General features: G+C 36.8%; 9 protein-coding genes. 2 read left to right on the forward strand and 7 right to left on the reverse strand.

Annotation, left to right across the window (positions count from 1 at the left end; all coding sequences use genetic code 11):
• Nucleotides 1-302: 302 nt before the first annotated feature.
• The 3 genes from RLO81_RS12175 to RLO81_RS12185 all read right to left on the reverse strand — a co-directional run bounded on the left by RLO81_RS12175 (nt 303) and on the right by RLO81_RS12185 (nt 4,278).
• Entirely contained in the window at nt 303-1,970 is a 1,668-nt protein-coding gene (locus RLO81_RS12175; protein WP_350111869.1) for a DUF8614 domain-containing protein, read from the reverse strand.
• A gap of 89 nt (nt 1,971-2,059) precedes the next feature.
• A complete protein-coding gene (locus RLO81_RS12180; RefSeq protein WP_350111871.1) occupies nt 2,060-3,598 on the reverse strand; it encodes an Ig-like domain-containing protein in 1,539 nt (512 codons plus the stop codon).
• 26 nt (nt 3,599-3,624) lie between these two features.
• Nucleotides 3,625-4,278: a hypothetical protein gene (locus RLO81_RS12185; protein ID WP_350111873.1), complete on the reverse strand. Its 654-nt coding sequence runs from the start codon at nt 4,276-4,278 to the stop codon at nt 3,625-3,627.
• A 173-nt stretch (nt 4,279-4,451) separates the two neighbouring features.
• On the opposite strand from RLO81_RS12185, the gene RLO81_RS12190 reads away from it, so the two are divergent.
• On the forward strand, nt 4,452-6,491 hold the full coding sequence (locus tag RLO81_RS12190) for a tetratricopeptide repeat protein (protein WP_350111875.1): 2,040 nt from the start codon (nt 4,452-4,454) through the stop codon (nt 6,489-6,491).
• 34 nt (nt 6,492-6,525) lie between these two features.
• On the forward strand, nt 6,526-7,245 hold the full coding sequence (locus RLO81_RS12195) for a LytR/AlgR family response regulator transcription factor (RefSeq protein ID WP_350111877.1): 720 nt from the start codon (nt 6,526-6,528) through the stop codon (nt 7,243-7,245).
• Nucleotide 7,246: 1 nt separating this feature from the next.
• Here RLO81_RS12195 and RLO81_RS12200 read toward each other — a convergent pair whose 3' ends face one another.
• The 4 genes from RLO81_RS12200 to RLO81_RS12215 form a co-directional block, all read right to left on the reverse strand.
• Nucleotides 7,247-8,146 (reverse strand): DUF4249 domain-containing protein, encoded by a 900-nt coding sequence (locus RLO81_RS12200; protein WP_350111879.1) that lies wholly within the window; start codon nt 8,144-8,146, stop codon nt 7,247-7,249.
• 1 nt (nt 8,147) lies between these two features.
• On the reverse strand, nt 8,148-10,496 hold the full coding sequence (locus RLO81_RS12205; protein ID WP_350111881.1) for a TonB-dependent receptor: 2,349 nt from the start codon (nt 10,494-10,496) through the stop codon (nt 8,148-8,150).
• An 81-nt stretch (nt 10,497-10,577) separates the two neighbouring features.
• Complete coding sequence (locus tag RLO81_RS12210) at nt 10,578-11,408, reverse strand: DUF4249 domain-containing protein (RefSeq protein WP_350111883.1); 831 nt, start codon at nt 11,406-11,408, stop codon at nt 10,578-10,580.
• Between the two features lies 1 nt (nt 11,409).
• Nucleotides 11,410-13,761: a TonB-dependent receptor gene (locus tag RLO81_RS12215; RefSeq protein WP_350111885.1), complete on the reverse strand. Its 2,352-nt coding sequence runs from the start codon at nt 13,759-13,761 to the stop codon at nt 11,410-11,412.
• Nucleotides 13,762-13,874 lie beyond the last annotated feature (113 nt).

A 13,874-nucleotide genomic window follows, 5' to 3' on the forward strand; every position in this document is an offset into this window, starting at 1 on the left:
TGCATTATTGGGTTTCTTGCTGCAGTTGGGAAGCTAGATCAAATGAAAACAGAAAAGGAAAACCCAAAAGATGACGAATAGTCATTTTTAAAAATATTAAAAAAGGGATTCAAATTGAATCCCTTTTCTTTTTTCTGAAAGTCCAATACACTAAACCAGCAGGGAAGTTTATAAACACAATTTACTTTGAGTTGTATGATTAACCTTACCAAAGTTTATAACCTTAGTAAGGTAGGTTATGCGCACTTTCATGGCTGTTGATGTACTCTGTATCTAAAGTATTTATAAGCTCTCAGATAATTTTACAAACCAAGTACTTCCACTCCTTGCTCAAAAACAACATCCACTGGAATTCCTGCGGTTGAAAGTCTATCTAAATCTCCCTGAAGTTCTGCTCCAATAAGTGCTTTCTCAGCAACCAGTTTTCCTACACCTTCATAATCACCATTACCTTGTAACATCAGTATCTTTTCAGATAATGCATTCATAGCCTCTGTCATCTTATCATAGTTGATTGTATAAAAGCCATCTTCACCTCTTTTAAAGGCTCCCATTTCTTTGAAGAAATTAAAGCGAATCATGTTTGCTTTGCCATGTGCACTTGATGCTCCAAATCTTACTGAACGGAAAATACTTGCCATAAACGTAGTGTAGTAGTCGTTCAAATCGCCTTCTACTTCACCTTGCTCGTGTAGTTTGGTAATCATATATAACCCAAGAATATCGGCCTTTCCTTCCTCAAGGGCAGATGCATTTTCTTTTAATGCTTCACGTACCGTTCCTTTATCGTTAATGGTGTTTTTAATGCCTAAGCCATGCGCCACTTCATGGAACATGGTATTCGCAAAAAACGCATCGAATGTAATATGTTTTCTCTGCTCTTCAGCAATAAGCAAATCCGCTATGGGGACTAAGATTTTATCAAACTTAGCTTTCATCGCATTCTTAAGCTGAGATCTTCTAGTTCCTTTCTTCAACTGTACTTCTTCATCATTAGGCAAATTCACTGCAATGGTCTTACTACCAGCATTACAATCACCAGCATAATAAATCACATCAAATGCAGCCAATTGAGAATCTGTACCAGGAGTTTCGGCTTTGTATTCTTCAGAAACAGGAAGTCCCTTCTGTAACTCAGGAAGTAACTCAGCATATTTGGAAAGCTTTTTACTCCACTCCATATCCTTTACTAAAATGTAGGCCTCGTGAGCAGCTTTATAGCCAAATAACTGATCTTCATACGTTTCAATTGGTCCAACAATCATGTCTAATTGGTTGGTTTTCATGTCCATCCAGGCGATATCTGAGTTGTAATAGTCATCCGTTAACAATGCTTCTGCTCTTAAAGCCAAATACTTCTTTAATTCAGGGTTCTCGGCAATCTCAGAGCATTCTTTAAGCAATTTGGCAGCTTTTTCTACCTCTTCCTTAAACATCTCATGATATGGAATTGCCATTAATTTCCCTTCCTCGTCTCTTCTGATGAAGGTATAAAGTGAGGCTTTGTCCGCAACATCTGAGGCTTCAAACTCCTCTTTAGTCATATCTAACGGATAAAAATTGGCACCGGCCGGTTTAGGTCCAACGCCAGGAATAAATGGCTCATTGCCATTCAATCTATCCCAAGGGCCGTAATTTATTGCAGCAAATTTGTAAGCTGCCATGGTTGATGCATCGTTGCTATGCCCAATCATGTTCTTAATTGAATCATTTAATTCGTAGCTACCATTTGCCTCATACGAAAAAAGGCCATCCATAATTTGAGCCACCTCAACCAGCTTAGGTATCATTTGCTTATGAGCATCTGACAGTTGAGAAAGATCTGTGGTTAACTTTACAGTTGTATACTTAGATAAAAGCTCTTCGTACTTATTAGGTTGCACTTCTGCTACTTCCTCTTTTTTCTCAGCAGGCTGACAAGCTGATACTAAAAAGGCAAAAGCTAAACCTTTCACTAATAATTTATGCATAAAAAAAGGGTTTGGTTAAAATCAGCTTGAAATTAACCAAATCCCTAAACATTACAGTAAGCCAACGCCTAATTAAGACGCGTAAAAAACTATTTTTTGTTGGCTCTTATAAATCTCCAAAACTGATCTGGGTCAGCACCACTTGTAGAAACCATATCAAATTGATTTCTATCTAACGATAAGCCCGTTCCTAACGAAAGCGAACTCATTGTATAGAAATTACCATTAGCAAAGCCAGGAAAAGTAACTGGCGTAAACCTCCAAAGCTGTCCAGTAAAGAATCCACCACCTGAAGGCAAAGTTTGCATATAGGCTGGATTTCCATCGTTAGGACTTGCAGCTTCTAAATATCTATTATTAGCACATTGATGCGTAAAGGTGAAATAACCATTATTTTGTTTTTGAATTGTCCAATATACGTTACAAAAGTTTCCTGTGGTTGCATAAAATAATTGGAAAGCGCCATCAGTTGCAGCCGCTATATCAATTCCATCTCCCAATGAAGCATTTCTAAAGCGATACCAATATAAGTCACTCAAGAAAACCGTTGTAAACTCAAATTCTATAGGATAGTCATATTCATAAGGGTTTCCATTAACATCCTTTATTGCAGCCCCATCAAACCACATAGAATAAAGCTGCTCAAACTCTTCTAAAGGTGTTGATGGAGTGAAAGTAATAGTTGGTCCCTCAACAGATATTGTGCCATTTATAGCAGTGATTCTTTCCAATAATATTTTAAAAGTGTTTGAATTGACAGTGCTTGGATCAATATCAGCTTCAAAAGTTATTGAAAATGAAATATCATCAATTTCCATATCCTCGGCCTCATTTTCAAATGATGTACTTTGGATAGAAAAAATTACTGATTCAGTAGTAAATGTATTTTCAATATTAGAAGGTAAGTTATTGCCAGCTAAATCGGTAATTCCTGTTCCTACAAAAATGGAATAGGTTGTAGCACCGGCAAGAGGCTCATCCAACGTATAAATGAATGAATTTCCAGAAAATGATCCCGAGCCGTCCAGACTTCCACTTTCTCCACTTTTACGGATTTTAAATGTTTCAAAACCAATGTTTTCTACTGGTTCTGAAAATTCAACAGTAATTTGAGTATTCACTGAAACATTGGAAGCCCCATTTGATGGAGTAATACTCACCACAGTTGGAGGAGTATTATCAGGCTCAATTTGAGTAGTAAAACGTGTGGAAAAATTAGATGTCAAGCTATTTCCTGCCAAATCTGTTAGTCCAGTGCTTAATCTGAGTAAATATTCTTCCTCAAATTCTAAATTTTCTGTAGGATCTATTGTCATCGTGCTACCGGAGATAGAAACATTTGCTTGCACCGAATTGGAAATACCACCAGACAAAATAACTGATGAATTGGTAACAGACTCTATATCTATTGGTTCTGAAAAAGAAATAGTGATAAATGAGTTAACACTCACATTTGTGGCGCCATCTACAGGACTTACACTTAACACTGATGGTTGAATCTCATCTACTGAAGTTCCTCCACCATTGTTGGTTCCTGGGTCTTCTTCCTCGTCACTTGAGCAGCCAACTGTAATTAGTAAAGCCATGAGAAAGAATGTTGACAATGAGAAAGCAAGTAATCGTTTCATAGTATTAGAAATTAATTTTTAAATTATTAATAGAAGGAATATCGTGCGGCACGAACATTCGCGCTGGATACACAAGTTTGAGTACCGGTAACAAATTGTGTAGCCTCAGGACAGCTTATGATTGTAGAATGCCAATAATACTTAGCATTAGTCTGGCCTCCGGGAAAATTACCAAGCTCTTTTTTAAATACATTGGATCTAAAGTAGCCCAACTCAGTTTTACTCGGTAAAAACCAATCTGAGAAACCTCCGGTGGAAAAAGAATTACATAATGCGGCAACATTTCCAGTGCTACCGAGTTCACCTATAATTTTATCTGTATTGCTTTGTCCTTGACCTGCGTTGGACGAAGTTGAAGCACTCAAACTAAAATTACCACCATCTGAAAAGGCTACTTGATCGGCAATATCTACCGCGGCACAAATTAATACCAGCCTGTTGCTTTCGTTTATATAGGCAATGTAACCTCCTTCATAAGTTTTGCCATACAACTTTGTTTTACTGTTTGAGTCTAGTATTTCTTCGAGAGAAGTTCCATTGTTCAAAGCAGTTTGAATTGCAGCATCAGCATTATTGTTAATTGTGGGATTTTCATCCTCCTCTTCTTCGGAACACCCGGTATAAAACATGGTAATTCCAAGTAAAAAGGCAATAGTGCGACAGCGTAACAATTTTTCCATAATTTATTTTTCGTACAATGTATCATTTAAATGCTGAATTAATCAATTGACTGTGACCAAGCGCAGAATATTGTTGATGAAGCGCTAAAAACAGGAGTAGGAAAAATTTTGAATCAATAATCAGGATGTAATAATTATCCTCTATAATTGATTATATTTCATAATTACAAATTATGAAACTTCGAATCATCATCTTCTTTTGTCTTCTTTCCTCTATTTCATTCAACGAAATGAGAGCTGAAAATCTTGATAGCCTTGAAAATGTCCTAACCAAAACTTCTGGGATTGAGCGTGTCCAAATACTCAATAAATTAGGATTCGAATATGCTTTTACATCACTTGAAAAAGCTAAAAAATATGCGTATTTAGGCTACAGGGAAGCTAAGACAATAGATGATTCCGGACTGTTGGTTTCCGCCTTAATAAATGTTGCCTACTCTAATTACGATTACAATAAAATTGATAGTGCAGAATATTATTTTTTACAGGCTGCAGATTTAGCAAGATCGGTCAACGATTTAAAGGGGCTTGCCAATAGTTTAAATGGACTGGGTACCGTTTCAAAGCGCAAAGGAGAACTTGCCTCTGCTATAAAATACTACAAAGACTGCCTCTCAGCTCAAGAAAAAGTAGGTAATACTACCGGTATTTCTGCAGCACTGCATAACATCGGAAAGGCCTTAAATGATATTGGAAGTTACGAAGAGGCCCTAAAGTACTACCTAAGAGCATTAGAAATTAATAAAAACAATAATTACACAGCCAAAATTGCCCTCAACTTATCGAATTTAAGTTTAGTCCACATTAACCAAAGAGAGGAACATTTGGCACTAAAGTACTTAGAGGAGATCTTGGAACTTCCATCATTGCCACATAAAAGCTTGGCAAGCGCCTATAATGATTTAGGGCTGGTATATAAAAAGAAAAAAGAGTATGTGGCAGCTTTGAATTACTTTGATAAATCACAAAAATACTATGACAGTCTGGGATACCAGTCGGCTCAGGTGCTACATAATATTTCTGATACCTATTTAGATAAAGGGGACTTTACTTCAGCAATTACCATAGCAGAGGAAGCGCTTGATCTAAAGAGAAAACAAAATAATCCGAGTTCCCAAGTTTTTACACTCAATTTATTGGCTGATATCTATTTACAACTGGGAAATGCCAAAAAAGCCCTTGAATATTCAGAAGAAGCGCTGGCCATTTCGATTAAAATAAATAGTAAGGATCGGGAAAAGCATACCCTTAAATACATCTCTGAGAGTTACGCTTTAATGTCCGATTTCAACACAGCCTGGCAATACAGATTGAAATATGAAAGTCTTAAAGACAGTTTATTCAATAGTCAGAAATCAGAACAACAAGCTGCAATATTGACTTTGTACGAAACAGAGCAAAAGCAGAAGAAAATAGAATTACAGGAAGCCAATTTGGAGAGTCAGGAAGCTAAATTGGCATTGGCAGATGTTACCAATAGCAGACTTCTAATTATTATATCGGCCATAATACTATTGAGTATTGTTTTGCTCGGTGCCTTCATTAATAAAAACAGGATTTATAAAAAATTAGAACTTCAAAAGTTGGCCATTGAGCAAAAAGACAAAGAAAAAGCAGTTTTACTTAAGGAAATTCATCATCGTGTTAAGAATAATCTGCAAATAATTTCCAGCATTCTTAATATACAATCTAGAAAACTTGACGATGATGTGGCCAAAAAAGCTGTAGATGAAGGACGAAGCCGAATAAAATCAATGTCTTTAATTCATGAAAGGCTTTACAGCACAGATCAAATATCATCCATTAACATGAAGGAATATATCCATGAATTAAGTGAATTTCTTTTTTCTACATATAAACCCAATTCTGACATATCTAAAAATATAGAAACCGGTGATTTAGAATTGGATATTGATACAGCTATACCTGTAGGGTTAATTTTAAATGAACTTATAACAAACTCATTGAAATATGCTTTTTCTAATAACCCGACAGGATCATTAGACATCCGTTTGTCGCAGGATAATCAGGAGTTTATATTACAATTGAAAGATTCCGGGCCCGGTTTACCTGATGGTTTTGATGAGAAAAAGAGCATGGGAATGAGGTTGATTAGAACCCTTGCACAGCAATTAAATGGCTTAATAAATATAGAAAATAAAAATGGTGCTGTTGTAACACTAACCTTTAAACCAGTGTTAAGCACAACATGAAGCGCTATAAATTAAAACCTGTCCTTCACTTTTGATGAATAAGATTAAAATTTTAATAGTTGAAGACGAATTTATAATTGGTGAAGACCTCTCTGATATGCTTGATGAATTGGGCTATCAGGTTGTTGATTTAGTTGGGAATTTTAATAATGCAATAGATTCAATCCAAAAACATTCTCCAGATCTTATTTTATTAGATATAAAAATCAAAGGCGTTAAAGATGGTATTGATTTGGCCGGTGTAATAAAAGAACAGTTCGATTTACCTTTCATATTCATTTCATCACATTCTGATTCTGAAACAGTAAAGCGAGCCGCTGATGTTAATCCTTATGGCTATTTAGTTAAACCATTTGAAAAAAGTGATGTTGGCGTTGCCATTGAAATTGGCCTGAGTAATTACGCCAAACAGAATGATAAAGTTAAAGATGAATTTATACTGAATAATTGCCTGTTTGTTAAGTATAATAATGTTTCAGTGAAAGTACCTTTAACCGAGCTTTTATACGTGAAGGCGGAAGGAAACTATTCAATTATAAAAACCATTACCAAAAGTTATACGCTGAGGTCTACCTTAAAAGATATTCAGGAAAAACTTCCAGATAAATTATTTTTCAGGTCTCACAAATCCTTTATCATTAACCTGGATCATATAAGTGCGATTAATTCAGAATCTGTTTTTATTAACGATGAAAAATTACCGATAGGCAGGGAACAAATGCACCAACTTCAGGAAAAAATTAATAAACTGTAACCTACTCAGTTAATTTTCTACCTCTTCCTGATACAGAACTCACATTAAAAAAGCCGATCACCTGCACATCGGGGTTTTCATTCATCATCATAATATTGGAAGAAACATTTTCTAGTGGTTCTGCAAATATTTCATCGAAACCGCCATCGCGCTGGGTTTGTATTTGCACCTGCTGAAGGAAAGTAAAAGCTTCATGCGTAATTGAATGTATCTCTACATGCAAAGAATCACCTAACTTGTAAGGAACGATCTCATCTAAATCTTCATTCAAAGGTGTTACGGCATCTTGTATGGGCTGAATAAAAACTACCCCATCGATGTTTCCTCCTTCATTAAAACCGGCATCATAAGCAATATTTAAATCAAAAGGATTGTTAAGCGGTATACCGTTTTTTATTGCTTTAATCCAATAAGTATCTCCGGGGCCAACAGGGTCGGTTGCAAGGAATTCAGCATAATACCCCTCTGGTTGAAAAGCATTTCGCTCTTCTTTAAATGTAAATTTTATTGAATCTACGGGAGGAACCCTTCTTAACTCTGACTCTGCCATAAATTCGTTTCCATCTACATTAACTGTGAGCGTATACCTTGAGCCAACCGTTTCAATTCTATCGGTAGATGTTGCAGGATCCCAGGTATAAGAACCTGATTGTGACTCAGTAAAGCTAAATGTTTTACCTTCCGATGTTACGGTTACTGTTGCACCCGTTATCGGAGTTGGTTCACTGGAATCAAAATAGGGTTGCGTTAGTGAAAGTTGAATTACCTGCGTTTCCATTTTATCATTAATCCAGGCATCAACAACATAAGCTGGTGGTGCATCTTTCAACTCAACATCAATTGTTTCCTCGCAGCCAAACAAGAGACAAATTGAAGCCATATATAAACTAAACTTTCTCATATTAAAAGCTGAAATTATAAGATATAGCAGGTACAGGCGCCCCAATTATTGAAAATTGATTTGCAACGGTTTCAGTAGGATTACCCGGCACTACCCTACCATCTTCCTGAGAAAAGAATATTGAAAAAGGATTTCGATTACCATAAACATTATATATGGAGAAAACGAAATAATCGTCTACTTTTCTTGCACTTCTGTTTTTTCCTGGCAGCCATTTCACACCTATATCTAATCTATGTGTTGCAGGTATTCTCAGGTTGTTTCGCTCGTCATAATAATCGTAGGGTATTGTTATACCCTGAATTTCAAAACGGGAAGTTGGAGCCGTTACAGGTGTTCCGGAGACGTACGTAAAGTTGGCCGAAAGCGATGTTTTTACAGACAATTTGTACTCTCCAAAAAGCTTCAAATTATGAGTTTGATCAAACCTTGTAGGGTACCAGTCGTCATTATTAATGCCAGCTGTCTTAAGTTCTGATCTACCTAGTGTATAACTCAACCAACCATTAATTTTGCCGGCATTTTTCTTAATGCTCAACTCTATTCCATAGGCTCTGCCTTCTCCACTGATTAAGTCGCCCTCTAAAAACTCATTAATAAATATATCTGCCCCACGCACGTACTCCACTTGATTGTCTGTAGTTCTGTAATAGCCTTCAACAGACGTTTCAATAGCATTCCCACCTCCAAAATTTCTGAAGTAGCCCAATGCGTACTGATCGCCTACCTGTGGTTTTATATTATTGGTACTGGGCGTCCATAAATCAATGGGTGTTGGTGCTGCTGTATTGGAGACTAAATGGATGTATTGTGCCGTTCTGGTATAACTGGCTTTTACAGAACTCAGGCCAAATGAGTACCTAATAGAAGCCCTGGGTTCTAAATAACCGTAATCTGCAATAACATCATTTGAACTAACTTCTTCTGAGCCAATCAACTCTTTGCGCTCACCCAAATTAGGATATGCAAATTCGTATCTGGTGCCTTCGCCTAAATATTGGAATGCTGAATAGCGTAGCCCATACCTGAGCGTAATTCGATTATTTACCTTTTGAGTGTTATCAATGTAAACTGCACTTTCCAATGCGAATTTTTTATTCAAACTAATGTCTTGTGTTACACCATCAGAAACACCAACAGCTTCGGCAGGATTGAACTTATAGTAAGTGGCTTCTCCACCGATTGATAATTCGTTATTGGTGTTTATAAAGTAATTGAAGTACGGTTTAAGGGAATAAGTAACAATTCTTGAATTCCAATCGAATTTATCAAGATCATTTTCTCCGAAACTAAAACCATAGTCGAATGTGCTAACGATAAAAGAAAAATTAGAAAAAAGGCGGTCATTAAATAAGTGGTTCCATCTAAGGGTTCCTGTTGTATTACCCCAGTTAAAACCTTGCCTTTCATCAAATCTAAATACATCTCTACCAAAATACCCTGATAAATACAGTCTGTTTTTATCGTTGATGTTGTAGTTTACTTTGGTAGTGAGGTCATAAAAAAAGAGTGTTTCACCGTTTTCAAGAAATGGCCTGGCAAGAATATCTATGTACGACCGTCTGCCTGCTACAAAATAAGAGGCCTTATCTTTTTTAATAGGTCCCTGAACGGCCAATCGACTGAATACTGTGCCTACCCCACCAGATATTACTCTTTTTTTAGAATTTCCTTCCTTCATTCTAACATCTAAAATGGAAGAAAGTCTGCCCCCATAATTAGCCGGTATGGCTCCTTTAATTAGTTTTACATCTTTAACAGCATCTGGGTTAAAGACAGAAAAGAAACCGAAAAGGTGTGAAGAGTTGTAAACAGGTGCATCGTCCAGCAAAACAAGGTTCTGTCCAACTCCGCCACCACGTACATTAAAACCAGAAGATCCTTCGCCTACTGAGCTTACGCCTGGCAGTAATTGAATGCTCTTTAACACATCTACTTCACCAAGAAAGGCGGGTATCTTTTCAATGGTTTTAATATCCAGTTTTTCGGCACTCATTTCTATATCTTGCACATTGGCGTCAAGGGCTTCATCCGTGATTACTATCTCCTCCAACTCCGTACTTTCAGGGGTAAGCTCCACATCATTTCGAGTGCTTGTCGTGAGTGTCATCATTTGAGTGAGCGTGTTAAAGGTAATGTAACTGTATTGGATGGTATACTCACCTTGAGGCAGCGTGATAGAATAAAAACCGTACACGTTAGTGGATGTGCCAGTCTTCAGTTCTTCAATGTATACCGTTGCACCTATTAACGCCTCACCGTCATCAACGTTTGTTACATAGCCGTTAAGAGTTACTTTTTCCTGGCTCTTAAGTGTTATTGCTGACAATAGAAATGCCAAAAGAAACATACATTTTCGCATGCCGCTAAGTTATTCTTATAATTAGTTGTAAGACAGTTGAAACTGGTTAATTGTTTATTAATTAATCAATTAATCTGTTACTTCTATTGTTTTGAAAACCATGGAGCTGCATTGGAAAAACCCCAACGCTCCGCCAGAGATATTATTTCTAGGATTAACAGGCGGAGAACCAAACATTCCACCATCACTCTGTAGCAGGTTAATTAGGTCGTTGTAATAAATAAAACCTGCATTGGATATGCTGTACATTTCTACTCGTCCAATGTCGCCAGGCTTATAAAAGCCAGCCGTTGGAACCCCATTAATCTCTTCGGCAATAAGTTTGTCATCAGAAAAATAGATATCCGTTGGCCCGTCTAATAGCAGTGTATCGTTCCTGTAAAATTTAAATAGATAAAAATCTTCTGTTTGTTGTGGCTCTTTAGCATAAAACAATACTTCGTAAAAATAACCTTCTTCTTCAGGGTCTTCAAATTCTTCCTCATTTAATCTTACAGTCAGGGAATCAATGGCTGTAACAGGAAACAATTGATCGGTGGCTGTATATCTGGTTCCATGAACATCTGCTACAAGTGTATACGTTTTGCCTGCAACACCACTGAATGAATTGGATGAAAAATAGTATCCTTCGTAAGCCGCCTGATCATTAGGGTTATGTTCAAAGGTATAGGTTAGCACACCATCTGTTACATACACATTCGCATCGCGAATAGGCTCTGAAGAGGTTTCTGAATAAAAATTAACCGATTGACTAATTTTTACATATTGCGTTGTTTGCCTGTCAAGAATTAAACCTTCAATCACAACAACAGGCTCTGTTGAATCAATATCCAATCGAACAACCTCCTCGCAAGAGGCAATAACTATTATGCTGAGTAAACCAAAAATTATCTGTTTCATGTTAAAATCTAATGTTGTAAGTAACTGATGGTAGTATAGGAAATAATGAAAGCTCTACAGCTTCTTTTTCTGTGCTGTAATCCCCATTATCGAGCTCTTTTAATCTAGTATAAATGGTAAATGTGTTTTGCCTGCTGTAAATATTATAAATGGAGAACACCCAACTACTTTGCCATTTCCTTCCTTTATTTTTCTTAGGCACGTAGGTGGCTGAAAAATCTAGCCGATGAAAGGCCGGTAATTGATAACCATTACGCTCAGTAATATAATCCACCTGATAGCCATCATATTCATATCTACCAGCTGGTACAGTTATAGGCCTGCCTGTAGAATAGGTAAAATTACTGCCAAACTGCCATTGTTCGTTTAAATCATATGTAGCTACTAAGTTTAATGCATGTCTTCTATCATAGTTGGCCAAAAATGTGGCGTTATTATTTACTCCTGGCACGTCTCTTTCAGCTTTGGATAATGTATAGCTTACAAAACCTGTTAAATCGCCCTTCTTTTTTTGTACCATTAACTCCAACCCATAAGCTTGTGAAGTGCCTTGTCTGTATTCAGTAACCAAATCTCTGTTAAAGAAAAGCTGCGCATTGTCTGCAAAGTCAGTAACATTCTGAACATCTTTATAGTAAACTTCTGATGAAAATTCATAAGAATTATCCTTGAGGTTTCTGAAATATCCTATTGCCACCTGATCAGCTAATTGTGGTTTTAAATATGGATTACTCGGACTCCAAGTGTTGAACGGAATAGGCACTGTGCCACTTGAAATAAGATGTGTATTTTGTACCATTCGATTATAGGAAGCTTTAATAGAACTGTAGGCGTTCAGCATGTATCGCGCTGAAAAGCGCGGTTCAAGATTTACATAGGTTTTAATATTCTCAAATGCACCGTAAGATACACTGTCAATTCGGTTAGGATCTATATTATCTTTAGGGTTCTCATAGATATAAACTGTCTGATCTCCGATATTCTGGAAAATCGAGAGTCTTACACCATACCTCAATGTTACCCGATCACTAACTTTTTGCTGATTACCAACATAAAAGGCGTGATCTAACGCAAACATTTTATCTAACTGTTGTCTGGAGAAAAGTGAGGTCTCAGAAGTAGGTTTTAAATCGCCCGGCTCAAATCTACGGTAGGTTACATGGTAACCAAACTCCATTTCATTTGAAGGACTCAGAAAGTAATTAAGGTCTTCTTTAAATGAAAATTCCTGTAGGTTAGATCGCCAGTCAAACCCCTGTGCCGGATCATCAAATTTCAGTTGATAGTCAAAGTTGCTTGCAATGATTGATGTATTCGAGAATAGGCGCTCATTAAAAAGGTGGTTCCATCGGAAAGTACTGGTGGCATTGCCCCAGTTAAATCCAAAGGTATCGCCAAAATCAAAAACATCCCTGCCTAAATAAAGTGCGAAAAAGAATCGGTTATTATTATTATGCTTCCAATTTACTTTGGCATTAACATCGTAAAAGAAGACTGTGTTCTCTTCGTCAGCAGCTTTAAGAAAAAGGTCTACATAAGACCTTCTGCCCGAAACAATAAATGAACTTTTGTCTTTTTTAATAGGTCCCTCAAGCATAAACCTGCTTGCTAAAAGGCCCAATCCGGCTGCTCCACCTAATTTTTTATTGTTTCCATCTTTCGTTCTAACCTCTAAAATGGACGACAACCTGCCACCGTACTTTGATGGAATACCACCTTTATACAATTCCGAATCTTTAATAACATCAGCATTAAAAACTGAAAAAAGGCCGAATAAATGTGAAGGGTCATAAATAGGTGCTTCATCAATGAGTATTAAATTCTGATCTGCCGAGCCACCTCTAACAAAGAAACTAGAAGTACCTTCTCCTGCACTAATAACACCCGGCAATAATTGAATGGTTTTAATAATATCTGGTTCACCAAATAAGGCGGGCAGTTTTTTTACCTGTTTAATATCCAGGTCATTTTTACTCATTTTAATGTCAGAAACATTCGCATCTAATGCTTCATCAGTAATTATTATTTCATCCATTTCTGTTGCCAGCACCGGCAACTCCACATTCAATTCAGTGTCGGAAGTAAGTGATACTTGTCTCTCAACAGTTTGATAGCCAATATATGAATATTGAATAGTATATTCTCCCGTAGTAAGACTAATGGCATAAAAACCGTAAACATTGGTGACCGTTCCTGTGGCTTTTTCTTTAACAACCACTGTTGCGCCAATTAGCTCCTCCCCATTTTCTGCATCTTTTACATAACCATTAACGGTATATTTTTCTTGGGCAACTGCCTCTTGAAAGGCAAAAAAAATCGTAGTTAAAATTACTACGAAACAAGAGTATTTCATTTTAGTTGGTTTGAGTTTCAGATTTTTGTCACGAAATTGACTTCAAAAGGTTCTGATTTATCCGAAATTTTATTGAAATGTTAATATTAGACGCGAAGTTTAATATTATTACC

Origin of the sequence: Fulvivirga sp. (assembly GCF_040220315.1) — a bacterium.
Taxonomy (GTDB): Bacteria; Bacteroidota; Bacteroidia; order Cytophagales; family Cyclobacteriaceae; genus Fulvivirga.

Coding starts and splice junctions, on each gene's coding strand:
- RLO81_RS12175 (WP_350111869.1), bottom strand. CDS start 1,970: ATGCATAAATTATTAGTGAAAGGTTTAGCTTTTGCCTTTTTAGTATCA.
- RLO81_RS12180 (WP_350111871.1), bottom strand. CDS start 3,598: ATGAAACGATTACTTGCTTTCTCATTGTCAACATTCTTTCTCATGGCT.
- RLO81_RS12185 (WP_350111873.1), bottom strand. CDS start 4,278: ATGGAAAAATTGTTACGCTGTCGCACTATTGCCTTTTTACTTGGAATT.
- RLO81_RS12190 (WP_350111875.1), top strand. CDS start 4,452: ATGAAACTTCGAATCATCATCTTCTTTTGTCTTCTTTCCTCTATTTCA.
- RLO81_RS12195 (WP_350111877.1), top strand. CDS start 6,526: ATGAATAAGATTAAAATTTTAATAGTTGAAGACGAATTTATAATTGGT.
- RLO81_RS12200 (WP_350111879.1), bottom strand. CDS start 8,146: ATGAGAAAGTTTAGTTTATATATGGCTTCAATTTGTCTCTTGTTTGGC.
- RLO81_RS12205 (WP_350111881.1), bottom strand. CDS start 10,496: ATGTTTCTTTTGGCATTTCTATTGTCAGCAATAACACTTAAGAGCCAG.
- RLO81_RS12210 (WP_350111883.1), bottom strand. CDS start 11,408: ATGAAACAGATAATTTTTGGTTTACTCAGCATAATAGTTATTGCCTCT.
- RLO81_RS12215 (WP_350111885.1), bottom strand. CDS start 13,761: ATGAAATACTCTTGTTTCGTAGTAATTTTAACTACGATTTTTTTTGCC.